The organism is Streptomyces sp. NPDC102441 (genome assembly GCF_044765585.1).
GTDB lineage: Bacteria > Actinomycetota > Actinomycetes > Streptomycetales > Streptomycetaceae > Streptomyces.
The window spans coordinates 404335-429472 of sequence record NZ_JBIWKH010000008.1 but is presented as its reverse complement, the minus strand read 5'-3'; the positions used below and the strand labels follow the sequence as shown (position 1 = coordinate 429472).

Genomic DNA, 25138 nt, shown 5'->3' with positions numbered 1-25138 from the left:
GTGAGCTTCTCTTCAGCGCCCCAGGGCGGGGTTCTGGGGAGCGAGGCGGGCGCCGGGCTCCGTCACGTGGTCGCCTGTGCGTCCAGGGCCATGGCGGAGTCCAGCGCGACCTGGCGCGCGTTCAGCAACGTCGCGATCTCCCAGCGGTCGTGCCGGCGGGCCATCGTGAACAACTGCAGGAAGTACCGGGTCGGCAGGGGTTCCGTTTCGCCGGCCATCGTCATGCCGAAGCGGTGGTGGATGACGGCGGCATCCGGCGCGACGAGCCGGACGAACTCCACCTCGCTCCGCACGAGCCGGGAACCCTTCAGCACCGTGTCGAAGGCCGGCTGCTGAGCTGCGATCACCGCGTCACGTCCCTGATGGACCGTGCCGTCGAAGTCGATGAGCTCGGCGTCCTGCGCGAAGTCCGCGGCGAACGCGGCCGCGTCACCACGGTTCCACCCCTCGATCATGCGGGCCGGGACAGCATGCAGAGTGTCGAGCGACGCATCCATTTCATAGCCCTTTCCTCATTCGTTCTCTCCGCAGCCATGCTTGCCCGGCTCGGCGAGAGGGTCATTGACGATCAGCGCACCGTTGTTGGACACGCGTGCCCCCGGGCTGTGTCCGTAGGTGGCCTTGAACAGGCGGCTGAAGTGTGCCGGGTCCGCGAAACCCCATGAGGCGGCCACCGCGGCGACCGTGGTGTTCCTGCGTGCCAGGTCCGCGCGGCACCGCTCCAGGCGCCGCCGGCGGATGAGGGCGGCCACGGTCAGCGGCTGGTCCTGGAAGAGCTTGTGCAGTCGGCGCTCCGACACATGGTGCGCCGCGGCCACCTTGGCCGGGGTGAGATCCCGGTCGGACAGTCTCGCCTCGATGAAACCGACGACTCTCGTGCGCAGTACGTCGTCATCGACCGGACGGATGTCCCCCAGGCGGGACGCCAGCGCCACTGCCGTCAGTTCGATCACCGCGGCCGCCGACCGCTGCGCCTCGTGGGCGCGGAACCCGTCCAGGGACCGCGTCATGTCCCGTACGAGCGAGGAGACCAGTGAGCTGCCCTGGGTTTCGTAGCGGCCGGTTTCTGTGGTTTCAGGCGGTGTTCGTGGTCGCCTGGGATCGGTGGTGTCTGGCCTCGAATTCTTCGGGTGGGAGATATTCGAGGGCGGAGTGTAGGCGTTCGGTGTTGTACCAGCCGACCCACTGGACGACTGAGCGTTCGACCTGGTCAGCGTCTCGCCAGGGGCCGTGGTGTTCGATCAGTTCGGCTTTGAAGTAGCCATTGAGGGCCTCGGCCATCGCGTTGTCGTAACTGTCGGCGACGGAGCCGACGGACGCGGTCGCGCCGGCCTCGATCAGGCGCTCGCCGTAGCGGATGGACACGTATTGCGAGCCTCTGTCGCTGTGGTGAATCAGGCCGGACCCCTTCTTGATCCCGCGCCGCCACAAGGCCATTTCCAGGGCGTCGAGTGGGAGATCGGTGCGCATGTGGGTGGCGAGCTGCCATCCGACGATCATTCGCGAATAGACGTCGAGGACAAAGGCGACGTAGACCCAGCCGGACCAGGTGCGGATGTAGGTCAGGTCCGCGACCCATAGCTGATTCGGCCGGTGGGCGCGGAAGAGCCGGTTGACCAGGTCGGGTGGCCTTGGGGCGGAGGGTTCGGGGATCGTCGTGCGGCGGCGTTGCCCGCGGATGACGCCTTCCAGGCCGTCCTCGCGCATCAGTCGCTCGACGGTGCAGCGGGCTACTGTGATGCCTTCGCGTCGCAGCTGTCGGTGGATTCGTCGGGCTCCGTAGGTCTCGCCGGAGTGGGTGTGGATGCGGCGGATGTCCGCGACGAGGTGTTCATCGCGGAGTCGGCGTGCGGACTTCGGGCGCTTGCGGCGTGTGTTGTATGCGGAGGTCGACAGGGCCAGTTCCCGGCAGACGGGCTCGACCCCGAAGTCGTCACGGAGGTGGTTGATCACCGCGTCGGCCTCGTGCGGGGCTGGTCGAGCTCCTTCGCGAAAAACACGCTGGCGGCCTTCAGGATCTCGTTCGCCCGCCGCAACTCGGCCGCCTCCTTGCGGAGTTGTACAAGTTCGGCTCGCTCGCCCGTGGTGAGCAGGTCGGGCCGGCTGCCGCCATCGGCCTCGGCCTGGCGGACCCACAGCCGCAGGGCTTCCTTGTGGATTCCGAGATCTCGAGCTACGTGGGCGACCGGACGGCCAGAGCTCTGTACTTCACGGACGGCTCGCTCGCGAAGCTCGTCAGGATACTTCCGGGGTGCAGGCATCAGACCTGTGCTTCCCATCTGCCGGATCAATCATGCCCGGCTTCAGGGCCGCTACGAAATCCGGTTCAGCTCACGGTTGGTATGTTCGCGGCACCAGGGACACTCACATGCCCAGTGGCACGTGGGGCTACTTCTACGTGGAAGACGGCATAGGTCTTCGCCAGTCAGTCGGTCTCGCAATCGAGCAAGGGAAAAAGATCAAGCCCACAGAGATCGTCGGACCTGGCAAGTCACTCCCCGACTACACCGTAGCGCCCGGGAGCGACCTCAGAATGGTGAGCGGATCGATCACGGGGAGCAAGGACACCTTGCTCAGCGAGATCCTTAAACCCAATATGGGCCCGGTTCATCTGGCAATTTGCCGGAAACACTGCGACCCACGGCGCTGAGGAACACCACATGACCCATTACACAGATTTGTCACCATACTCCTACGACGAGTCGTCCCGTGACATGCTCAACGTCGGATGGCTAGGCCCCGAACATGAGTACACCACTGGGGTCGTGGATCAGCGTGTGGTACAGGCGCTGGTGACCCTCAGCACCGCCTACGAGAACCAGATGCGCGGCTTCCATCACTGCGCATTCTGTGATGCCGACCGGCTCTGGGTCTCCGACAGTCCGGGCGGAGGCACCCGTACATGGCTGGGCTCGGCGGAGATCAGAGTAGAAGGAGAGGACGGCATCCTCTACGCCTCACCGAACCTGATCATCCACTACATCACCGAGCACCAGTACTTTCCACCCGAGGATTTCTGCCGCGCGGCGGTTAGAACGGCGGGCATCGAAACAACTGGTCCGCTGACCCTGGTCGATTAGCGGCCACCGGCGAAGCACCCAAATCAACATGGCGGCATGGCGCTCGGACGGGATCCTCCATCTCAGTGTGAGGAATCTCGTTCGAGCGCTGCCAGAGACCACGAGAGTCCGCTGGGCTTCGACGGCCGGCTCTCCGCAGCACGTCAGTAGCCCTCAACAACCCGAGTTACACCGCTCGTTTGACCCCGGTCCCGCCCCGACGCGCTTTCCCTACGTCGAGTAGAGCCGAAAGGGCGTCCGTCAGCCGTGGGAGTCCTCTGGGACTTTTCTGGGACTTCCGGCTTCAGTAACGGGCACGAGCATGAAACAACTGAAAGACCATTCGCGCAGGTCAGCGGCCGAATCCCTCTCATCGTTGCAGGTCACCGCGCTGGCTGGTCTCTTCCGCGACATCTGAGGGGTGAAGGCCGCCGCCCCTCCCGGACCAGATGAAACGCTGGTGCGGAAGAGGGCAGCGGCATCTGAGGGACTTCTCCGGGACTTCGCGCCAGGGAGAGGGGATCGATGAGCCGCCGGCCGGGCTCCGTCAGAGGCGCGTCTGGCCCCTCTCGAAGTACGCCGCCAGTCCCGCATCGAGGGCCGGTACCCGCTGCGGCCTACCCCCGTCCCGCAGCGACGTGGTGGCGCGCACCCCCGCCGCGACCGCCATCCGGGCCGCCACCGGTGAGGTATCGGTCCGTCCGCCCTCCCGTACGAAGCGCAGGAACTCGTCGATGAGCAGCGGATCGGCGCCGCCGTGTCCCGCGTCGTCCTCAGCGGCCGGGATCTCGTGGATCTGGTCCGCCTCCGGACGGTAGCCGGAACGCCTGGTGTTCCACACCTTGACGCAGCCGCCGGGCCCGTCCCCGAAGTTCTCCAGGCGTCCGGCGTCCCCGATGACGGTGTAGTTGCGCCAGTAGTCGGGCGTGAAGTGGCACTGCTGATAGGCGGCCAGCACACCGTTGTCCAGGCGCATGTTGAGGAGCGAGACGTCCTCGATGTCGATGACGGGGTTGAGCGCGCGCTGGGTGCCCGGCGGCCAGTGGCCGTCCTTGGTGTACCAGTCGTCGGCCTTGGGCTCACCGGGAGCGCGGCGGTGCGGGTTGTCGCCGTACACCATCAAATCACCCAGTGCCTGGACATCTCTCGCGTAGCCGTCGGCCAGCCAGTGCAGTACGTCGATGTCATGGGCGGCCTTCTGCAGCAACAGCCCGGTGGTGTACTGCCGCTCCGCATGCCAGTCCTTGAAGTAGAAGTCACCCCCGTAACCCACGAAGTGCCGGATCCAGACGGTCTTGACCTCGCCGATGGCGCCCTTCCCGATGAGGTCCCGCATCAGCCGGACCACGGGCATGTGCCGCATGTTGTGCCCGATGTAGAGGCGGGTGCCCGTCTCATGAGCGGTGCGCAGGATCGTGTCACAGCGCTCGACGCTGATGTCGAGCGGCTTCTCGACGAAGACCGGCTTGCCCGCTCGGAGCGCTTCGCAGGCCAGGTCGGCGTGCGTGTGGTCGGGGGTGAGGACCAGGATCGCGTCGATGTCCGGGCTCTCGATCACCTCCTGGTGGCCGGTGGACAGGCGGACTCCGGGGAAGACCGTGGCCGCCTCCGCACGGGCGCGCGGGTCCGGGTCCGCGAGCGCGGTGACGCTGGCGCCGGAACCGGGCCGGTGTGCGGTGCGGGCGAGTGAACCGCGCAGGCCGTAGCCGAGCACGCCGATGCGGAGGTCGGTCATGGATCTTCCTTACTGGATCGGTGCTTGCTTCTGCGGGTTCTGCGTCCTGTGCGTCACGGGTGGACGAGGACGTGGGAGAGGGCGACGGGCCCGGCCCCGGTCGCCATGATCCTCAGGGTGCGCGTGGTGCTGTCCACGTCGAGAACCGTCGGGCGCCTGGCCTTGCCGCTGACGTGGAGGGTGCCGTCGTCCGTGATGACGTCGAAGTCGGCGGTCGCGGAGGAGGAGTTGTTCCAGATCTCGATCTGCCGGACACGCTGGGCGGAACCGAGGTCGACCTGCCACCAGGCACCCGGCTCGGCCGGCGTGCGGGTGTCCGTGTTGGTGTCGCCGTCGAGGGCGAGCGCCGCCTCGGCCGTACCCTCGGTGGAGGACTGGGTGGGGACGCCGGTGCGGGCCAGGTCTGTCCGCAGCTGCTCGACGGGGCCACCCCGGGCGCCCGCCCCCGCAGCGACGGCGAGCGCGTCGGCCGGCAGCCGGTCCAGGCCGGTGAGGTTGTCCGTCATGACGGAACCACGCCCGCCGAGGGCAGGAGCGGCGGTGTCGGTCCAGTTGTCGCGGGCTGTGTTCTCGATGCCGTAGCCGGCCCAGTTGGACACCCACTTGTAGCCGATGCGGGTGATCACGTTCTTCTCGACGGTGATGTGGGAGGACTGCTCGTCCAGGTAGATGCCGTTGCCGTCACGCTCGGTGTTACCGAAGGCGGAACGGTTGATGTAGTTGCCGGACAGGACGGTGCCGGGCTGTGCGCCCTGGGTATAGATCGCGCCGCCGTCGTGCTGCTTCTGGGCGACCTCCATGACGTTGGTGATGCGGTTGTCCGTCACCTTGTTGTCGCGCAGGACGGACGTCTGGACCTCGGGCTGGTTCCAGCCCCAGCCGACCGAGATCCCGGAGTACGGGAGGTGGTCCAGGGTGTTGTGGTCAACGGTCAACTCGGCCTCGTACCCGGCCCAGATACCCACCGCGTCGGTGTACTCGACGCCGGAGTGGCTGATGGTGTTGTACGCGACCGTGTTCCGCTCGCCCGCCAGGGGCGATTCCGGGAGCGGCTCGGTGTCGCCCACGTACACCGCGCCGGAGGACAGGTCCGAGAAGGCGGACCGGGTCAGTGAGCTGTCCTTGGTGCCGGCTTCCAGGACCGCTCCGGCTCCGCCGAGGTGGCTGAATCGCGACGCCTCGATGCTGACGCGCTGTCCGCCTCGCACGGTGACGGCCGCTGCCGGCTTGGTGTAGTAGCGGCCCGCGTGATCGACGGGGCCGGTGGCACCGGTCAGGGTGAGGCCGGCCTGCGTACCGGCGTAGCCCTCGTCGGTGCCGGGCTGCCCGTACGCGGCGTACTGGAAGCCGAGTCCGGTGACGGTGAGATCACGCACGCCGTCCAGGACGAGGAGCTGCTCGGTGTGTGGGGTGATCGTGCGGGCGTGGCGCATGTCCTCTCCCTTGCGCGGGAGGTAGGTGACGGTGCGCGTTTCGGAGTTCCAGGTGAACTCGCCTGGATCGTCGAGGAGTTCGGGAGCGTTCTCGAAGAAGGCGACGCCGGCGTAGCGGTCCGAGTCGACGGTGGTGCTGTCCCAGGAGGGGCCGGTGCGGCCCGTGCCGCTCGCGGAGTTGGTCCAGCAGGGCTGAGCGAAGGTGAGGAGGTCGCCGGCGACCCCTGCGATCCGGCAGTGGTAGTTGCGCCAGCGGACCCGGATGACGGCTTCGGCGTCGGTGGGGCGTTCCCACTGCGCTATGCCGGTGGCGCCGGCCCCGGTCATGCCGGTCCCGGTCGCGTCGCAGACAGTCGACGCGCAGGCCTCGCCCCTGGCCCGGACGGCCCGCTCGCCGTCGACGAACAGCTGCCGCGGGGTGACGCCCGCGGGCACCTCGGCGGTCCAGGTGCGGTCGGGGTTCCGCTTCCAGCCGGTGATGTCACGGCCGCCGGAGAGGACGGGACGGGCGCCGGGCGCCGCCGCCCAGGTGACGGTGCGGCCTTCGCCTCCGGAGTCGGCGGCCCCCAGGCGCAGGGGGCCGTCGAGCCGGTACGTGCCGCCCTTGAGCAGCACGCGTACGTCGCGCACGGTCTCCGTCCTGGCCTTGTCCCTGGCGCCCTCGGGTGTACAGGGGCGGGCGAGCGTGCACGCGGAGCCGGAGCCGCCGGGGGCAGCGTAGTAGGTGCGCGGGGACGCCGCCTGGGCGGCCGGGGCGGCGAGCAGAGCGGCCAGCAGGCCGGCGGTGACCGCCGCCGCCGAGGTGCGGATGGTAGTTCCGAGGTGCTTCACGCGGTGGCCTTCCAGTCGGGGTGTCCGGGCATGGGAGGGTTCACGGCTCCGAAGAGCCAGTCGCGCAGGAAGGGGTCCAGGGACCGGTCCCCCGTGACGTCGACGGTGTGCCGGATGAAGTCTTCGCTGGTGACGTTGCGGTCCTTGAAGCGCTCGGGCCACAGCCGCATCACGCGGTCGAAGCGGCGGTCGCCGGTCTGCCGGCGCAGGGCGTACAGCACGAGGGCGCCGCCGTCGTAGATGTTGGTGCCGCCGAGTGCCTTGGGCAGGCCGGGCGGCCCGTCCTCGGCGCGGATCGCGTCGAGCTTGCCGTAGGTGGTCCGCATCTTGTCGGCGAAGACGGACCAGCCGCGTTCCTCGCCGTACACACCCGCGTAGTAGACGGCGGGGCCCTCGTTGAGCCAGGCCTGTTGCCAGTCGGCGGGGGTGACCGAGTCGCCGTACCACTGGTGGACCAGCTCATGGATCATCGTGGTCTCGTAGCCGGGCCGGCCCTCGGCGTTCGGCTTGAACCAGTTGGTTCCGAAGAGGGACAGGGTCTGGTTCTCCAGGGCGTCACCGTAGCCGTCGTAGATGTGGAGGCCGTAGACGGAGTACGGGTAGCGGCCGAAGCGTGCCTCCGTCCACGCCAGGTGGTCGGCGGTGCGGGCGACGATCGGGCCGTAGGTGTCCTCCTGGCCCTGCGGGACGATGTGGCGCAGGGGCAGTCCGCGGTGGCTGGTGCCGTACAGGTAGGTTCCCTTGACCACGGCGATACCGAGCAGCTCGGTCGGCATGCGCTCGCGCAGGGCGAAGTGCCAGACGGTGAAGCCGTCGGCACGAGGCGTCGTCTGGAGCAGTTCGCCGTTGGCCGTGGCGACGAAGCCCTGCGGGGCGCTGATGTGGAAGGTCCAGGTGGCCTTGTCGGACGGTGTGTCGTTGCAGGGCAGAAACGTATCGGCACGGGAGGACTGGGCCGCGGAGGCGAAGCCGCCGTCGGCGCCGAAGTTCCACCCGGTGAGGCCGAGACGGGGAGCCTTGCCGTTGCCCCGGTAGCGGATCTCGATGGTGAAGGGCTGCCCCGTGTGGAGCGGCCGGCCGGGGGTGACGGTGAGTTCCTGGCCGCTGCTGCCCGCCGAGAGGGCCCACCCGGCGTCGCGGCCGGCGATCGTGACGGATTCGATGGTGTGTCCGTCGGTGTCCAGGTTGAACGCGGAGAGGTCCTGGGTGGCCTTGGCGTTCATCTTCACCACGGCGCTGAAGTCGTACGTCACCGGGGTGAAGTCGAAGGTCAGGTCGTAGTGGACGACCTGGTACCCGCCGTTGCCGAGGGTCGGGAAGAGCGGGTCGCCGACGCCGTCGGAGCCGGGCTCCGGCTCGAAGCCGGCAGCGGCGGCGGGCGGGCCGAGTACGGGTACGGCGATGGCTGCCGCGACCGCCGCACCACCGAACCGGAGGGCCGAGCGTCGTGAGGTCATCACTTCTTCCCCTTCTGGAATGCCTCTTCGAATTCGCCGCGTGCCTGCTCTCCGCCCTTGGCCAGGTAGTCCTTGACCAACTGGTCATAGGCCGACATGGGCTTGCGGCCCGCGATGATGTCCTTGAGGGCGTCCAGCTTCAGCGTGAGGAGGCTGCCGGATCCCTTGGAGTCCCACGTGGGCGAGGAGTACTGGAGCGTGGGGCTCTGCTCCAGCATCGGGATCATCTTCGCGAACGCGTCGTGGACATGGCGTACGCCGTCCTCCGAGTCGGCGCTGAAGACGGCCGGGACTGCGGAGGCCATGAACTTCCACGGCACGGTGACGTCCTGGGTGCCCTGCTTGGTGAGGGTCGGGTTGCCCTTGGCGTCGCGGGTGAAGTCGGTGCCTTCCACGCCGTAGTTGATCAGCGTGTACTCCTGGCTGCCGAACGGCGACGCGGCGAAGTCGGCGAGGGCGAGGATCTGCCGGACGCGCTCGCCCGACGCCTTCTTGAGGTGGGTGTTCTCCAGTAGGACGTTGTCCGTCCAGGCGATGGCGTCCTTGCCGAACGGGACGAAGGGGCGCGGGTCGAACTTCTTGTCGATCGCCTTCATGGCGGCGACGTAACCGACGCCCGGGGCCAGGTAGGTCGGCATGCCGTCGTAGACGTAGGCGCCCTTGCCGTTCTTGAACATGTCCGTGTACTGGGCTTTCTGCGCCCCGGACATCTGGAGGGTGCCGGGATAGAAACAGCCCGCTTCGTACAGCTCCCGTGCCGTCTCCACGGCCTGTCGGTATTCGGGGGTCTCCAGATCGGTGGTGAACTTGCCGCTCTTGGCGTCGAGCCGCCAGAAGTAGGGCGCCCCCGCGGACATCGCGAGAACGTTGGTCACTCCCGCGAGGATCGCGTACCGGTCCTGCTTCGGGCGGGTCAGCTCCTTGCAGAGCTCGACGAACCTGTCCAGGCCGGTGATCTGGCCGAGGTCCGTGACCCCGGCTTCGGCGAACAGATCGTGCCGGTAGACACCGGCGCCGCCGGTGCCGGTACGGGCGATCGGGATCCCGTAGAGCTTTCCGCCGAAGATCGCGGACTGCCAGGCGGACTTCGGAATCGCGGCCAGGTTCGGAAAGTCCTTGGCCTTGTCCCCGGCGAGGAACGGAGTCAGATCGGCGCACGTCGCCTGGAGAAAGCCGGCCTTGTTGTCGACGCCACCGATCTCGGGATACATGAAGAGGTCGGGCAGGCTGTCGCTGGCGACCATCGTGGAGAACTTGGTGCCGTAGTCGTCGGCCGGGACTGCGGTGATGTCGACCTCGGCACCGAGGAGCTTCTCGATCTCGCGCCAGGCGGCGTTGCGACCGCGGGCCGGCGGGGGCGGGGAGAAGGTCTCCATCGTCGCCCTGATGGTCTCTGCCCCCTTCAGCGGAAGCGGTTTCGTGGCCCGCAGCGGTTTGGCCGGATAGCTGAAGAAGCCCTGCGGGACTCCGGCGGCGGTACCTGCCAGGTCGGGCCGGAGGCCGATGTTCCGGACAGCGGTGCTGGGCAGCAGGGAGGCGCTCTTGGCCTCCGCCTTCGCGGTGGTGCCGCCGTCGCCGCAGGCGGCGAGCATCGGAGCGGCGGCCACACCGATACCGATGCCGGCAGCCCTGCGGAACATCGCTCTGCGGCTGATGGGGATGGAGCTCGACACCTGGAATCTCCTTGGGTGAAGGGAGTGAAGACCGGGGTGGCTGTGCTCAGCCCTTGATGGCGCCGGTGAGCACACCCTTGGTGAAGTACCGCTGGAGGAAGGGGTAGACGAGCAGGATCGGTACGACGGCGATCACGAGGACAGCCATCTGAACCGCCTGCTGCGGAGCCAGTACCTCACCGGCCGAGGCACTGTCGAGGCTCTGCCCCTGGAGTACGTAGGTGCGCAGCACCATGGGCAGCGGCCACTTGGCCGAGTCGTTCAGGTACAGGAGTGAGTTGAAGAAGGCGTTCCAGTACGTCACCGCGTAGAAGAGGCTGATGACGGCGAGCACGGCCTTGGAGAGCGGCAGGACGATCCGGAGGAGGATGCGGAAGTCACCCGCGCCGTCGACCTTCGCGGCGTCGTACAGCTCCTCGGGGAGGTTCATGAAGAAGGACCGCAGGACGATCAGGTTGAAGGCGCTGACCAGGGTGGGCATGACCAGTGCCGCGTAGGTGTCGTACAGCCCGAGGCCCTTGACGAGAAGGAAGTTGGGGATGATGCCCGCGTTGAACAGCATGGTGAACAGAGCGGTCATCAGGATGAAGCGCGAGCCCGTGACATCGCGGCGGGACAGCCCGTACGCCATGCCGACGGTGACGAGCAGGCTCATGAGGGTGCCGACGAGTGTGATGCCGATACTGACGATCAGTGCCCGGGTGACGACTCCTCCGGTGAAGATCGTGCGGTAGGCGTCCAGCGTGGGGTGGTCGGGCCACAGGACGAGTCCCGTGGAACGGATGATGTCGCTCTGCGAGGCGAAGCTGGTGCCGATGACACCGAGCAGCGGGTAGGCGACCGCGGTCACCACGACGACGATCGCGACGGCCTTGGCGGCCTGGCCCAGGCGGGTCGGCCTCTCCATCCACGGCGGGCGGCCGTGGGACTTCCCGGCCCGGGGGGTGCGGGTGCTCTTGTCCGCCGGCGTCCTGGGTGCGGACGTGGCGCGGGTCTTCTCAGCGGTCAGCACCGCGGTACACCCCTTCATGGCCGAGGCGGTGGGCGAACTTGTTCGCGCCCAGGACGAGTACGGCGCCGATGGCCGCCTTGACGAGCCCGACCGCGGCCGAGACACCCCAGTCGTTGTCCTTGATGCCGTGGTAGTAGACGTAGGTGTCCAGGACCTCACCGGCGTCCGGGCCCACCGCGTCGCGCTGGAGCAGGATCTGCTCGAAGCCGACGGAGAGGATCTGCCCGAGGTTGAGGATGAGCAGGAGGATGAGAACAGGTGCGATGCCCGGCAGGGTGACGTGCCAGAAGCGACGGCGGGGGCCTGCCCCGTCGATCGCGGCCGCCTCGTACTGCTGCTTGTCGATGTTGAGCAGCGCGGCGAGCACGATGATCGTGCCCCAGCCGGCGTCCTTCCAGGCCACCTGCAGGGTGAGCAGCCAGGGGAAGGCGTCCGGGTCGCTCATCATGTCGTAACGCGGCAGGCCCATCTGCCCGAGGAGGTCGGGAACGACTCCGGCGCCGCCGAGGATCTGCTGGAAGATCGAGACGATGATGACCCAGCCGATGAAGTGCGGCAGGTAGACCACGCTCTGCACGAAGCGGCGGAGCCGGTCGCTCACGATGCTGTTGAGCAGCAGGGCCAGGGCGATCGGGACCGGGAAGAAGAACACCAGCTGGACGAGGGCGATTTCCAGGGTGTTGAAGGTCGCGGACCAGAAGGCCGCCTCGCCGAACGCCGCTGTGAAGTTGGCGAAGCCCACCCAGACGCTGTGCATGTACCCGAGGTAGGGCTGGTAGTCCTGGAAGGCCACGACGTAACCGAGCAGCGGGACGTAGTGGAAGACGACGAAGTACAGCAGACCGGGCAGGGTGAGCAGCAGCATCACCCTGTCCCGCTTGAGCCGCTGGCGGAGCGTCAGGCGGTTTCGTACGTGTGCGGCCTGAGCGGCTCGCGGGGTCGGCGGCGGTGAGGGGTCCTCGGCCTGCTGCCGCCGTTTCGACCGCTTCTCCTGCGGCAACGGGGGTGCTGTGTCCGCCATGGTGGTCCTGTTCGACTGGGTGGCGCGTGGTGGGTCTTCTGCCGCCGCAAGTTAGTAAGCGGTTAACCCAAGCGTCAAGGGATCTGAGAAAAAGGCTGTGTTACGGCAGGGTTCCGGAGTCGGATCCTGGTGCACAGACCGCCAAATCACCTACAAAATAGGCCGATTGACTTGGCCTTCACTTGACGCTCGGTGGTCGGGATCCTTAGCGTGCCGGTCATTCCATAGAACGCGATTACTGTCCGGAGGCAGGGTGCGAACCACCGAAGAGGTGCCGGCTCCGTCCGGGGCCGATGCCGCTCCACCGCCCCCCAGGCGGCCGCGCACGGTCCTGGTCATGAGCCCTGGACTGCTGGACGACGTCTTTCCGCCTCCTGTACGGGCCCGGCTCGAAGACAACGCCGCCCTGGGCGATCCGGCGGTGATCCATGAGTTCGACTCGTCCGGCGCGGTGACGGCGCTGGCCGGGGCGGAGGTCCTGCTGACGGGCTGGGGCTGCCCGCCCGTCGGGCCGGAGCTGCTGGAGCGCGCTCCCGCGCTGCGCGCCGTGATCCACGCGGCGGGCACCGTGAAGACGTTTCTGTCCCCGGCGGCCTTCGACCGCGGCATCGTCGTCTCGTCGGCGGCGGCGGCGAACGCCGTACCGGTCGCCGAGTACACGCTGGCCGCGATCATCATGGGCGCGAAGCGGGTGTTCCCGCTGGCCGGGCTGTTCCGCGCCCGGCGCACCCACCGCACCGGCGCCGATCTCGCCCGGCAGCACTGGATCGGTACGCACGGACTGACCATCGGTGTCGTCGGTGCCTCACGGATCGGCCGCCGGGTCATCGAGCTGCTGCGGGTCATCGAGGCCGAAGTGCTCCTGTACGACCCGTACGTCAGCCGCGCGGAAGCGGACCTGCTCGGCGTCACCCCGGTCGATCTGGACACCCTGGTGGCGACGAGCGACGTGGTCACCATCCACGCCCCGGACACACCGGAGACCTGCGGAATGATCGACGCCCGCCGGATCGGCCTCATGCGCCCCGGCACACTGCTGGTCAACACGGCGCGAGGCCCGCTCGTGGACACCGAGGCGCTGACGGAACACCTGGTCGACGGACGGCTGGACGCCGTTCTGGACGTCACCTCGCCCGAGCCGCTGCCCGCCGGCCACCCCCTGTGGGACCTGCCGAACGTCTTCATCACCCCGCACCTGGCAGGCGCGCAGGGCAACGAGGTCGGGCGCCTCGGCGCGCTCGCCGTCGACGAACTGGTGCGGTACGCACACGGGTCGCCCTTCGCGCACCCGGTTCGCCTGGCCGACCTGGGGAGAATCGCGTGAACCCCGTCACCCCGCAGGCTCTAGGCTCGGCCTCACACAACAGCCAGCAGGGGGTGGGCCGGATGCGTCGGCAAAGCGCGGCCGGGGACGGACAGCGGCGGGCGACGGTGACCGATGTGGCACGGCACGCGGGCGTCTCCACCGCGACCGTCTCCCGGGTCCTCAACCGCAACTACCCGGTCGCGGACGCCACTCGGGAGCGGGTCGAGTCCGCCATGCGGGAGCTCGGCTATGTGGTCAACGCCCACGCCCGCGCACTGGCCGGGGTGTCCAACAGGACGGTCGGCATCATCGTCAGCGAGGTCATCGACCCGTTCTACGCGTACATCGCCCGCGGCGTGGAACGGGAGGCGGCGCTGGGCGGACGGCTCTGTCTGGTCTGCTGCACCCAGGGGGACCCGGAGCGTGAGCTCGCCTTCATCGATCTGATGCATGAGCGGCGGGCGGACGCGGTGGTGGTGGTCGGCGGCAGCATCGCCGATCGTGGCTACACCTCCGAGCTGGCCCGCCGGGCCCGGGAACTGGACGCGGGCGGATCGAAGCTCGTGCTCTGCGGGAGGCCGCCGCTCGACGAACCGGCCCCGACCGCCGCCGTCGAGTACGACAACGAGGGCGGTGCCTTCGCCATCACGGACCATCTGCTGACGCGTGGTCACGAACGGATCCTCTATCTGGGCGGGCAGCCCAAGCTCTCCACCACCCGCGACCGGCTGGCCGGGCACCGGCGGGCCCTGGAGCTGCGCGGTGCGGTCCAGGACCCGGACCTGCTGCAACCCGGCGCCTTCAGCCGGAACTTCGGCTACCGGCGCATGACGGAACTCCTGCGGGACGGCCTGGACTTCACAGCGGTCTTCGCGGCCAACGACGTGGTAGCCGCCGGCGCCGCGCAGGCGCTGGAGGAGGCCGGGCTACGGATCCCCAGGGACATCTCCCTGGTGGGGTACGACGACATCCCGGTCGCCCAGGAGCTTCGGCCGCGCCTGACCACGGTGCATATTCCCCTTGAGGAGATGGGCCGGCAAGCCGTACGGCTTGCCGTCTCCGGCGGCGACGAGGACGACTGGCGTGAGCCGACGACGGGCGCCCTGCTCCTCGGCACCCACATCGTGGTACGCGATTCCGTGGGACCTCCGCCCAAGAGGAACGGTCGGGCGTGACCGGTTACTGCCTCCCTGTCCACAGTTGGCCATAGAAAATATCAGTAACTTACCGACTTCCCTTGCGGCTTGGTAGCAACCGCTTACATGCTGGCGCCGAGTTCAATCCAGCTCCGCACGCTTCCGCCCCTCACTCGTTTCCGCAGGGAGAGTTCCGCATGCGTATTTCCACACCCCTGGGCCGTCGCTCCTTCCTCGCCGCCACAGCAGCTGCCGGAGCGGTCACGGCACTCGGCTCGGCCGCCGCGCCCTCCCAGGCCGCCACCACCCGGCCGGCCGGCCCCCGGACCACCGTCACCGTGACCGCCCGCCGTGCGGCCGAGGCCGAACGGCTCCGGCTGACCCAGGCACTGCGTGGCAGCGAGTTCCAGCCGACCGGCCTGTACGTTCCGGCGGCCACCCCCCTCTCGCTGACCGTCCAGCCGCACGACGGCCTCGTGCCCACGCTCTGGATCGGCGCCTGGGATTACTTCGGGGACATCAAGGAGCCGCGCCGGTACACACTGACCCCCGGCGCGAACACCGTGACCGACCCGCACGGCGGGCCGGCCTATCTGACCCTGGAGGGCAACGGGGAGCGGGCCGGTGTGCTGTTCCGGTCCGGCACGGAGCCCATGCCCGTCTTCACCCTGGACCGGACGTCCGAGGCCGGGTACCAGCACCAGCTGGATACCCTGACCACCTCCCCCTACGTCGAGCTCCACGCCCCGAACACCATCGTGACCCTGACCCGCGACGGCGCCCTTCTGTACCGCGACGAGGACCACGCCGCACTGCTGCGGCTGATGGAGCAGCTGATCGACTCGCACGCACGGATCAGTGGCCTGGACGGTTCGAAGCGGGTGCACCGCCGCAAGGCGGGCCCGTACCACTTCTGCGAGGTCAGCAAGGTGCCGGCGGGCGTCGGCGCCTTCGCCACCCACGGCTACAACGGCTTCCCCCGGGCCTACCTCGACCGCGCGACCACCGTGGAGGGGCTGCGCACCCGCGGCTGGGGCTTCTACCACGAGCTCGGCCACCTGCACCAGCAGTCGGTGTACAAGCCCGAGGCCCTCACCGAGGTGACCGTGAACATCTACTCGCTGGCCGCGCAGCGCACGCTGGGTGAGAAGTCCAACCTCCTCACGGTCGACACGGCGACCGGACTCACCTACTTCCAGTCCGCGCGGCAGAAGTTCGGCACGGCCGGCCTCTCGTACGAGAAGTCGTTCGGCGCCTACGAGCAGCTCGTCCCGCTGCGTCAGCTGGAGCTCGCGTTCGGGGACGACTTCTGGCCCCGGCTCCACAAGCTGGTGCGCGAGGAGAACCAGGGGGCCGTCAATACCGGGGACGTCGAGCGCTACAGGGCGCTGGCCACCTACGCGAGCCGTGTCGCCGGGTACGACCTCACCGGCTTCTTCCTGGACACCTGGGCGTTCCCCGTCGACGGCACCGGCCGGGCGGAGCTTGCCGCGCTCGGTCTGCCGCAGCCGCCCGTCGACCCGAGCACCCTCACCGACTGACAGCGGCGGAAGGAGACCTGCATGGCACCGAGCAGAAGGGCCCTTCTCGCAGCGACCGGCGCGACAACGGCCGCGGCGTTCGTCACGGCTGCCGGCACCGCGTACGCCCGACCGTCAGCGGTTGCCGCTGTGGATTTCGGGTCCCTCCTGGAGCGGGCACAAACTCTTCTTACCGGAGGGGTGTTCGATCCGGCCGATCCCGACTTCGCCGCCGCCCTCAACGCGCTGGACAGCACGGCACAGGAGCTGTGGTCCACCCTCGACCGCGGAGCCGGACGGACCGCGCTCTGGCCCGATCTCGCTCCGGTCACGGACCCCGGCAACTTCGGCCAGTCCTACACCCGGTTGAGCACGCTCGCGACCGCCTGGGCCACGCCGGGCACCTCACTCGCCGGCGATGCCGAGGTGGCCGCCGCCGTGATCGCCGCGCTGCGGTTCACGTACGACACCGCGTACAACCCCACGAAGCCCGAGAAGGGCAACTGGTGGTTCTGGGAGATCGGCGCGCCACGCGCACTCATGGACACCTGTGTGCTGCTGCGGAGCCGGCTGCCGGCCGACGACCTGACGGACTATCTGGCCGTCGTCGACCGGTTCTGCCCGAACGCGGACCGTCGTACGAATGCCCCCACGCTCTCCGAGACCGGCGCCAACCGCACCGACAAGGCGGTGATCGTCGCGCTGCGCGGGCTGCTCGGGAGGGATGAGGCCCCACTGGTCTCGGCACGGGACGCACTCTCCGACGTACGGGACAACGGCCGCAACAGCCTGTTCCGGTACGCCTCCTCGGGCGACGGTTTCTACGAGGACGGCTCGTTCGTCCAGCACGGTGCGGTGGCGTACACCGGTTCCTACGGCACGGTTCTGCTGAGCGGGTCCGCGTATCTGCTCTCTCTGCTGGCCGGTTCACCCTGGGCGGTCACCGATCCGCAGGTGTCGGTGATGTACGAGGCGGTCGAGCGGTCGTTCGCACCGGTGATCTTCGACGGGCTGATGATGGACGCGGTGCGTGGCCGGGCCATCTCCCGGGAACGGGCCGGTGACCATCGGGACGGCGCCGCGGCCGTCGCCGCGATTCTGCTGCTGGCGGCCGGCGCGCCGGCCGCGTACGCCGCTCGCTGGCGCGCGCTCGTCAAAGGCTGGCTGACCCGCAACCCCACCATCCCCTTCGCCGCTCTCCCCCAGCTGGTCCTGGCCAGAGAGGTGCTGCGCGACGGGAGTGTTCCGGCCGGACCACCCACGACGGGCCACTTCGTCTTCGCGGACATGGACCGCGTCGTGCACCGGCAGCCGCGCTGGGCGTGCACGCTCTCGCTGTCGTCCAGACGGATCTCGGCGTACGAGGCGGGGAACAACGAGAACTTCCACGGCTGGTACACGGGCGACGGCATGACGTACCTGTACGACGACGATGACCTGGGCCAGTTCCACGACGGGTTCTGGCCGACCGTCGATCCGTACCGGCTGCCCGGCACCACCGTCGACACCCGGCCGCGTACCGACCTCGGAACCGGCGGCGGTACCTCCACCTACCTGCCGGGCAACGCGGTAGCGGGCGGGGCGGTACTCGACAGCCGGTACGGCGCCGCCGCGATGGAACTGACCGGGGCGCCGGACACGACGCTGCGGGCGAAGAAGTCGTGGTTCATGCTCGACAACGCGGTCGTCGCCCTCGGCGCGGGCGTCGCGTCGAGCGACGGGCACAGGGTCGAAACGGTGGTGGAGAACCGGAACCTCGGTGCGGGAGGCATCCACCGTCTCGTCGTCGACGGGGCCGCCCGGCCGGTCGAGCTCGGCCGGACCGAGGATTTCGCGGGCGCGCGATGGGCCCATATCGAGGGGGTGGGCGGCTACGTCTTCCCCGGGGCGACCGCTCTGCACACCCTGCGGGAAGAGCGCACCGGGACGTGGCGGGAGCTCAACACCGGCGCCGACACCGGAGGCTCCGCCGCTCCGGTCACCCGCCGCTATCTGACGCTCTGGACCGACCATGGTGTCTCTCCCACCGGAGCGGGGTACGCCTATGTGCTGCTGCCCGGTGCCTCCGTGGCCGCGACCCATGCCTGGTCGCGTGCGAACCCGGTGCGGATCGTCGCCAACGGCGCCGTCTCGCAGGCTGTGGAGGCGCGCAGGGAAGGGCTGACCGCCGTGCACTTCTGGGCGCCCGGCACCGCTGCCGGCATCTCGTCGTCCGGTCCGGCCTCCGTCCTGGTCCGGCGCCGGGGCTCCCGCATATCCGTGGCGGTCGCGGACCCCGGCCGGACCGGCACGACCCTCACCGTGGAGCTGCCGTTCCATGTGCGCTCGGTCGTCGGTTCCGACAGCACGGTCACCGTCCGTCCGGGCCGCCGCACCGTGCTCACCGTCGCGGTCGGCGGCTCTCGCGGCCACACCCACCACGCCGAGCTCGTCCAGTAACCACTCCCGAGGAGCAGCGCCACCATGTCCGTCGCACCGCATCTGCATCTGCCGCCGACCGACCGGATCCTGTCGTCGCGCACCGGCTGGACCCGCGCCCACTGGGAGGCGATGGCGGACAGGATGCTGACTGCTCTGATTCCGTACGCGACACCCGGCTTCGCCCAGTACCGGCTGCCCGGCCGGTCGAGCTGGTCGGGTGTCGTGTCGGACGGACTCGAAGGATTCGCCCGGTCGTTCCTGCTCGCCGCCTGCCGCATCGCGGGCGCCGGCGGGTCGGTCGACCCGGCACTGATCGAGCGGTATGCGGCGGGTCTGGCGGCGGGTACGGACCGCGACAGCGGGGAGTCCTGGCCGCAGCTGACGGACTGTTCACAGCAAATGGTGGAAGCAGCCTCGATCGCGGTCGCACTGCACGAGACCCGCGCGTGGATCTGGGACCGTCTCGACGCCCGGGTACAGGAACGGGTCGTCGACTGGCTCTCCGGATTCACCGGCGGCCGCACGTGGGACAACAACTGGCGGCTCTTCCAGGTGGTCTCCGAACAGTTCCTCGCCTCGGTCGGCGCTCCGTACAACCGCACCGACATCGAGTCCGGGCTCGACAGGATCGAGGACTGGTACGTCGGCGACGGCTGGTACACAGACGGCGACGGCCGCAATTTCGACTACTACAACGGCTGGGCCATGCATCTCTATCCCCTGCTGTGGTCGCGCATCGCCGGCCCGGACCGCGACGGCGGCCGGACCAAGGTCTACCGGGAACGGCTCGGCCTGTTCCTGGAGAGCTACCAGCACTTCTTCGGGGCGGACGGCGCCCCCGTCCACCAGGGGCGCTCCCTGACATATCGCTTCGCCGCTCTGGCTCCGGTGTGGATGGGGGCACTGGCCGACTGCACACCGCTCGCACCGGGTCTGACCCGCCGGCTCGCCTCGGGCACCATGCGGCACTTCGCGGAGCGTGGGGTACCCGACGAACGAGGGCTGCTGACCCTCGGCTGGTACGAGACGTTCCTGCCGGTCACCCAGCCGTACTCAGGGCCCGCTTCCCCGTACTGGGCGAGCAAGGGATTCCTGGGCCTGCTGCTGACGCCCGACCACCCGGTCTGGACCGAGCGTGAACTGCCGCTGCCCATCGAGGAATCGGACCGCTACACGGCTCTGCCCGCACCCGGCTGGCTGCTGCACGGCACCCGGCACGACGGGATCGTCCGGCTGGTCAACCACGGCAGTGACCACAATCCGCCCTACGATGCCGGGTCCGATCCGTCCGTGGGCGAGGAGGATCCGCATTACGCGAAGTTCGCGTATTCGACCGCGACAGCGCCCGAGACCGCCCCGCACGCGGTCGCGCGCTCCATCGACAACCACATGGCGCTCCTCGCACCGGACGGCACGCCCACGCGCCGCACCCGTATCCATCCGCTGAGGTGCGCGGACAGGGTCGCCTCCTCCTGGTATGCGGCCCGTCGGCCGGGTGACGACCGTGCGTACCGCATCGAGACGACGAGTGTGCTGTACGGCCCGTGGGAGATTCGCGTCCACCGGGTCGAGGCGCCCGCGGGAGCGGTGCTCCGGGAAGGCGGGTACGCGGTCGCCGACGCGACGAGCCCGGCCGCAGCGTCCGGGCATGGCTGGGCTCTGTCCCGTACGGCCGATGGGCTGAGCAGCGCCGTGATCGCGCTGTACGGCTGGGACGACGGCGCGGGGACGGCGGAGGTGGCCCGGGATGTGCAGTCCAACGCGCACGGCCCGCATACCGCGATCCCGTATCTGCGGCTCGACGGGCACCCGGGCGGTCAGAGCGTCCATGTGTCACTGATCGCGCTTTCGCGGGACACCATCCATCCGCAGGCGCTGCGGACATCCGTGTCGGTACGGGCCGGTGCCGGTGGCGCCCCGGTGCATCTGACGTTCACGGACGGTACGACGGTCGAGGTATGAGGGGGCGGCGGCGCGAGGTCCGGGCCGGCCTCGGCAGTGCGGCATCTCCGGCGCCGTGGACCGCGACCGCTTCAGCGGCAGCGCCGCACGCCTGCCGGCCCTGACGGACAACACGCCCTGACGGCCCGCGGGAAGCGGTCAGGGTCCGTGGCCCGGCCGGGCCACGGACCCGTCACGCGTACGCCTACGCCCGGTCCGTCAGCTCCTCCGCGAAGACCTGTGACAGCGGCTGCGGGCCCACGTACTGCTGGCAGTTGCACTGCCCGGCCTCGTAGCGCAGGGGCTTCTTGTCCTCGTCCCAGGCCGTCGGCACCTCGACGCGCTCATGGCAGCGGCCGGCCTTGTCGTGCTTGGCGAGGTGGTGCGTGCAGCCGCAGACGGGCTCCGGCATCCTGTTCGCCGCCTCGACCGCCAGGCGGTCCTGCTTCGCCTCCCGCAACAGCTCCATCCTGCGCTCGTGCCGGTTGCGCAGCGCGGTACGGACGTTGTCCGCCCCCCATGCGAAGCCCCCGGTCCAGAACAGGATGAGCAGTACCCAGATCCAGTTCATCGCTTCCCCTCCCAGCTCCCCCAGCGGGTGTGGCCAGGATAGTACGCCGGAGTCCTCGTCCAACTCCCGTACGGCGCGGTGGTCAGACCGTCGGCAAACCCAGGGCGACGACGCGGTAGAGCGGGTCCGGGAGGGGCGCCTCCTGGTCCGGCAAGGCCTTCAGGTCCCGGCGCAGCGCGGCGACTTGCCCGGGGGCCCCGGCCTTCGCCCAGGGGATACGGTCCGCCACGATCGCGTCGTGCCACTTGCGCGGGCCGCGGCCCTGGCCGAGCCGGGGAACGTGGTCTCGCCGACGAGGCCGAGGCCGTGACGGCCGGCCAGGCGCAGGACCCGGCCGCTCCGGTCGGTGACCCGGGGGTCGTACGCACGCCTGAGCGGTTCGGTCAGCTCGGCGATGTCGCTGGGAGCGCCGAAGTACGCCTCCTCCTTGTCGACCGTGGTGATCAGGACGCCACCGGGACGCAGCACCCGGGCGGCCTCGGAGAGGACGGGGCCGCTTCGGGCAGCAGATGGAGCAGCCGGACGAGGGCGACCGCGTCCAGTGACCGGGAGGCGAAGGGAAGCCGGGTGGCGTCACCGGTGACCACATGGCCCGGCAGGCGCCCGGACGCGAGGGAGAGCATGCCGGGCGACCGGTCGGTGCCGAGGACCGTACGCCCCGGGCGGCGCAGCAGCCGGGTGACGATGCCGGTGCCGCAGGCGATGTCCAGGAGGGTGCGGGTCCCCTCCGGCAGGAGCCGCTCGACGGCTTCGGCGGCCACCTCCGCGCGCGGCTCACCGCCGCGTGAGGCGTCGTACTTCTCGGCCTCGGCGCTGTAGTCGATCACTTCGGACACGGTACTCGCCGCGAGGCCGAGCACCGCCGCGAGAGCGGAGGTCGTCGTGGGCGCGGCAGCGGCAGGCCGGGCCCGGAAAGTTGTGTTCCACCTCTTGACCCGCGTTCCCGACGCGCGCACAGTACTCGTTAATGCGCATCACTAATACGCATTAATGAGCTGGAGGAGCAGTGGTGGAGGAACCCACGAAGCGGGTCAGGCGAGGCCGGGCGCCCGCACCCGCCGGGCGGACCGGGAGGCCGCGCCAGGCTGAGGTGGCCCGGCTCGCGGGGGTCTCGCAGGCGACGGTCTCCCTGGTTCTGGGCGGGAAGCCACAGGGCGCCGCCATCTCCCAGGAGACCCGGCAGAACGTGCTCGACGCCGCGGGCCGCCTCGGTTACGTACCGGACCCCGCGGCCCGTCGCCTGGCCGCCGCGCGCAACGACCTTCTCGGGGTCTTCAGTTTCACGGCCACCTTCCCGACCGACGTCCAGCACTCGTACTACCCGTTCCTGGTCGGCGTGGAGCGGGAAGCCGCCGCGCGCGGCTACGACCTGGTGCTCTTCACCGGGTCCAGCAGCGGCGGCGCGGGAGCCGCCGGTCCCCACGCGCTGAACCGGGCACGGCTCGCCGACGGCTGTCTCCTGCTCGGACGCCACGCGCCGGTGGACGAACTGCGCAGGCTCGTGGACGACGGGTTCCCCGTGGTCCACCTGGGCCGCAGGGACGAACCGGAGGGACTGGCCTGGGTCGGCGCCGACTACGTCAGCGCCAGCCGCGAGGTCGTCCAGCAGCTCGCGTCGCTGGGACACCGCCGTATCGTCCTGGTGCGCGAGGACGACGAGGCGCCCGCCTCCACCGACCGTGAACAGGGGTTCCTGGAGGGGCTCAGGGCGGCCGGACTGCCGGGCGGGCCCGACGCGGTGTTCCGTAGCGCCGACCCCTCGCTCGGTCTCACGCCGGAGCGCCTGCGGAAGTGGCTGGCCGAAGGTGTCACCGCGTTCGTGGCCGAGGAGACCGACAGCGGCGCCGCCTGGCGCGCGCTGAGCACGGCCGTCCGTGACGCCGGCCTGGAGTGCCCCCGCGATGTCTCCCTGGCGCTGCTCGGCAGCCCCCCACCGGACCTCGCCGACGCGCCGGAGCCCACGGGATTCGACATCCCCAGGGCCCAGTTGGGCGCGGAGGCCGTGCGCCTGCTCGCCACGCTGGTCGCCGGGGAGGACCTCCCGGAACGGCTGGTGGCCCTGGTGGCCTGCGCATACCGGCCCGGCGCGACGGCGGGACCACCGCCCGGCGAACGACCGGGCCCCGGCTGATCCCCCGCCACCCGACTCCCCCGCACGACCCGTACCGCACAGCACGACCCGCACAGCACCACCCGTACCGCACAAGGAGAACTGTGATCCCCGAACCGGACATCCTCATCGTCGGCGGCGGCCTGGGCGGCGTGGCCGCCGCGCTCGCCGCCTGCCGGGCCGGCCGGACCGTCGTCCTCACCGAGGAGACCGACTGGATCGGTGGCCAGCTCACCAGCCAGGCCGTCCCGCCGGACGAGCACCCCTGGGTGGAGCAGTTCGGCACGACCGCCACCTACCGCGCGCTGCGCGAGGGCATCCGGGACTACTACCGCCAGTGGTACCCGATGCGTTCCGAGGCGCTCGCGCTGACCGACCTCAACCCGGGCGCCGGCCGGGTCAGCAAGCTCTGCCACGAACCGCGGGTCGCCCTCGCCGTCCTGGAGGGCATGATCGCCCCCCACCGGGCGTCGGGCCGGCTGACGCTCCTCACCGAGCACCGGGCGGTCGCCGCGGAGTCGGACAACGATGTCATCGGCCCCGTCACCCTGGAGAACCTGCGCGACGGGACCCGCACCACGATCCGGGCCCGGTACGTCATCGACGCCACGGAGACCGGTGAGCTCCTCGAACTCGGCGGTGTGGAGCACGCCCTCGGCGCCGAGTCGCGCGCCGAGTTCGGTGAGCCGCACGCCCCCGAGGAGGCGCAGCCACTCAACCAGCAGGGCATCACCGTCTGCTTCGCGGTCTCCCACCACGAGGGCGAGAACCACGTCATCGACCGGCCCGCCGACTACGACTTCTGGCGCTCCTACCGGCCGGACTTCTGGCCGGGCCCGCTCCTCGGCTTCCTCGCCCCTGACCCGCGGTCGCTGGAGGCCGTTCCCCGTACGTTCGTGCCGAACCCGGAGATCGACCCGCTCGCCGTCAACGCCGACCAGAGCGCCGACGCGGGCGACAAGGAGCTGTGGGGCTTCCGCCGGATCCTGGCCCGGAAGATGCACCGGCCCGGTTCCTTCGACTCCGACATCACCCTGGCCAACTGGCCGCTCAACGACTACTGGCTGAAGCCGCTGATCGGCGGCGGCCCGGAGATCTCGGCCCAGGCGGTCGAGGAGGCCCGGCAGTTGTCGCTCTCGGTCCTCTACTGGCTCCAGACCGAGGCGCCCCGCGAGGACGGCGGGACCGGCTTCCCGGGTCTGCGGCCGCGCCCCGACGTCACGGGTACGGCCGACGGTCTCGCCAAGGCGCCCTACGTCCGGGAGTCGCGGCGGATCAAGGCCGTCACCACCGTCACCGAGCAGGACGTCGCGATCGACGTCGTCGGCCCCTACGGGCGGACTGCGTACCGGGACTCGGTGGGTGTCGGCAACTACCGAATCGACCTGCACCCTTCCACTGGCGGCGACAACTACGTCGACGTCGGTTCGGTGCCCTTCGAGATCCCGCTCGGCGCTCTCGTGCCGCGCCGGGTCCGCAATCTCCTGCCCGCGGGCAAGAACATCGGCACCACACACATCACCAACGGCTGCTACCGGCTCCACCCGGTGGAGTGGAACATCGGCGAGGTCGCCGGCGCACTGGCCGCGCACTGTGTCTCCGAGGGCGTCGAACCCCACGCCGTCCAGGCCGACGACAAGCGGTTCGAGGAGTTCGCCCAGCTGCTCGACTCGAACGGGGTACAGCGCCACTGGCCCGACGTACGCGGTTACTGAGAACGGTCCGCCGGGGGGCGACGACGCCCCTCACCACCCCTGAACGACGCCCCACACACGGAAATGCCGGGTGGGACAGCTCCACCTGTGCCCCCCCGCCCCCCCCCCCCCCCCCCCCCCCCCCCAACCCCCCCCCCCCCCCCCACCACCCCCGCCTCCCCCGGCGGCAACCAGTGGGGGGGCACCTAAACCACACC

The 25138-nt window shown here is 69.7% G+C and carries 19 protein-coding genes and 1 pseudogene; 9 read left to right on the top strand and 11 right to left on the bottom strand.

Annotated elements, in window-relative coordinates; genetic code table 11:
* Positions 1 to 62 precede the first annotated feature (62 nt).
* From ACIREO_RS20340 to ACIREO_RS20330, 3 genes are all read right to left on the bottom strand, one after another.
* Positions 63 to 497 (bottom strand): SgcJ/EcaC family oxidoreductase, encoded by a 435-nt coding sequence (locus ACIREO_RS20340; RefSeq protein WP_404111894.1) that lies wholly within the window; start codon positions 495 to 497, stop codon positions 63 to 65.
* Positions 498 to 512: 15 nt separating this feature from the next.
* On the bottom strand, positions 513 to 1010 hold the full coding sequence (locus ACIREO_RS20335; protein WP_404111891.1) for a helix-turn-helix transcriptional regulator: 498 nt from the start codon (positions 1008 to 1010) through the stop codon (positions 513 to 515).
* Between the two features lie 64 nt (positions 1011 to 1074).
* A protein-coding gene (locus ACIREO_RS20330) for an IS3 family transposase (RefSeq protein WP_404111888.1) occupies positions 1075 to 2261 on the bottom strand; the annotation gives its coding sequence in 2 pieces (ribosomal slippage) (positions 1075 to 1994 and positions 1994 to 2261; 1188 coding nt in all).
* Positions 2262 to 2293: 32 nt separating this feature from the next.
* Here ACIREO_RS20330 and ACIREO_RS20325 point away from each other — a divergent pair.
* Positions 2294 to 2650: a putative adhesin gene (locus ACIREO_RS20325; protein WP_404112013.1), complete on the top strand. Its 357-nt coding sequence runs from the start codon at positions 2294 to 2296 to the stop codon at positions 2648 to 2650.
* A 10-nt stretch (positions 2651 to 2660) separates the two neighbouring features.
* Positions 2661 to 3080 (top strand): hypothetical protein, encoded by a 420-nt coding sequence (locus ACIREO_RS20320; protein WP_404111884.1) that lies wholly within the window; start codon positions 2661 to 2663, stop codon positions 3078 to 3080.
* Positions 3081 to 3606: 526 nt separating this feature from the next.
* Here ACIREO_RS20320 and ACIREO_RS20315 read toward each other — a convergent pair.
* From ACIREO_RS20315 to ACIREO_RS20290, 6 genes are all read right to left on the bottom strand, one after another.
* The gene (locus tag ACIREO_RS20315) at positions 3607 to 4794 is read right to left on the bottom strand and encodes a Gfo/Idh/MocA family protein (protein ID WP_404111881.1); all 1188 of its coding nucleotides are present in this window, start codon (positions 4792 to 4794) and stop codon (positions 3607 to 3609) included.
* A gap of 53 nt (positions 4795 to 4847) precedes the next feature.
* Positions 4848 to 7058, bottom strand: a complete 2211-nt coding sequence (locus tag ACIREO_RS20310; protein WP_404111878.1) for a right-handed parallel beta-helix repeat-containing protein — start codon at positions 7056 to 7058, stop codon at positions 4848 to 4850.
* Entirely contained in the window at positions 7055 to 8515 is a 1461-nt protein-coding gene (locus ACIREO_RS20305) for a M1 family metallopeptidase (protein WP_404111875.1), read from the bottom strand. Before ACIREO_RS20305 ends, ACIREO_RS20310 begins: the two co-directional genes overlap by 4 nt.
* The gene (locus tag ACIREO_RS20300) at positions 8515 to 10188 is read right to left on the bottom strand and encodes an extracellular solute-binding protein (protein WP_404111872.1); all 1674 of its coding nucleotides are present in this window, start codon (positions 10186 to 10188) and stop codon (positions 8515 to 8517) included. Before ACIREO_RS20300 ends, ACIREO_RS20305 begins: the two co-directional genes overlap by 1 nt.
* A 46-nt stretch (positions 10189 to 10234) precedes the next feature.
* Positions 10235 to 11095 carry a carbohydrate ABC transporter permease gene (locus ACIREO_RS20295; protein ID WP_404112011.1) on the bottom strand — a complete coding sequence of 287 codons (861 nt, stop codon included), beginning with the start codon at positions 11093 to 11095 and terminating at the stop codon, positions 10235 to 10237.
* Between the two features lie 91 nt (positions 11096 to 11186).
* On the bottom strand, positions 11187 to 12221 hold the full coding sequence (locus ACIREO_RS20290; RefSeq protein ID WP_404111869.1) for an ABC transporter permease: 1035 nt from the start codon (positions 12219 to 12221) through the stop codon (positions 11187 to 11189).
* Between the two features lie 337 nt (positions 12222 to 12558).
* On the opposite strand from ACIREO_RS20290, the gene ACIREO_RS20285 reads away from it, so the two are divergent.
* The 5 genes from ACIREO_RS20285 to ACIREO_RS20265 all read left to right on the top strand — a co-directional run bounded on the left by ACIREO_RS20285 (position 12559) and on the right by ACIREO_RS20265 (position 20566).
* The gene (locus ACIREO_RS20285; protein WP_404111866.1) at positions 12559 to 13545 is read left to right on the top strand and encodes a hydroxyacid dehydrogenase; all 987 of its coding nucleotides are present in this window, start codon (positions 12559 to 12561) and stop codon (positions 13543 to 13545) included.
* A 62-nt stretch (positions 13546 to 13607) separates the two neighbouring features.
* Complete coding sequence (locus ACIREO_RS20280; RefSeq protein ID WP_404112008.1) at positions 13608 to 14702, top strand: LacI family DNA-binding transcriptional regulator; 1095 nt, start codon at positions 13608 to 13610, stop codon at positions 14700 to 14702.
* Positions 14703 to 14860: 158 nt separating this feature from the next.
* Positions 14861 to 16204: a M60 family metallopeptidase gene (locus ACIREO_RS20275; protein ID WP_404111863.1), complete on the top strand. Its 1344-nt coding sequence runs from the start codon at positions 14861 to 14863 to the stop codon at positions 16202 to 16204.
* Between the two features lie 21 nt (positions 16205 to 16225).
* A complete protein-coding gene (locus ACIREO_RS20270) occupies positions 16226 to 18622 on the top strand; it encodes a polysaccharide lyase 8 family protein (RefSeq protein WP_404111860.1) in 2397 nt (798 codons plus the stop codon).
* A gap of 24 nt (positions 18623 to 18646) precedes the next feature.
* Positions 18647 to 20566, top strand: a complete 1920-nt coding sequence (locus tag ACIREO_RS20265; RefSeq protein WP_404111858.1) for a DUF2264 domain-containing protein — start codon at positions 18647 to 18649, stop codon at positions 20564 to 20566.
* A gap of 184 nt (positions 20567 to 20750) precedes the next feature.
* On the opposite strand, the gene ACIREO_RS20260 is transcribed toward ACIREO_RS20265, so the two are convergent.
* Both ACIREO_RS20260 and ACIREO_RS20255 read right to left on the bottom strand, forming a co-directional pair.
* On the bottom strand, positions 20751 to 21116 hold the full coding sequence (locus ACIREO_RS20260) for a hypothetical protein (protein WP_404111855.1): 366 nt from the start codon (positions 21114 to 21116) through the stop codon (positions 20751 to 20753).
* Between the two features lie 82 nt (positions 21117 to 21198).
* Positions 21199 to 21943 (bottom strand): annotated as a pseudogene (locus ACIREO_RS20255) (class I SAM-dependent methyltransferase).
* Between the two features lie 182 nt (positions 21944 to 22125).
* Here ACIREO_RS20255 and ACIREO_RS20250 point away from each other — a divergent pair.
* Together ACIREO_RS20250 and ACIREO_RS20245 are read left to right on the top strand one after the other, a co-directional pair.
* Complete coding sequence (locus ACIREO_RS20250) at positions 22126 to 23247, top strand: LacI family DNA-binding transcriptional regulator (RefSeq protein WP_404111852.1); 1122 nt, start codon at positions 22126 to 22128, stop codon at positions 23245 to 23247.
* Positions 23248 to 23330: 83 nt separating this feature from the next.
* Entirely contained in the window at positions 23331 to 24941 is a 1611-nt protein-coding gene (locus ACIREO_RS20245) for an FAD-dependent oxidoreductase (protein WP_404111849.1), read from the top strand.
* Positions 24942 to 25138: the final 197 nt, after the last annotated feature.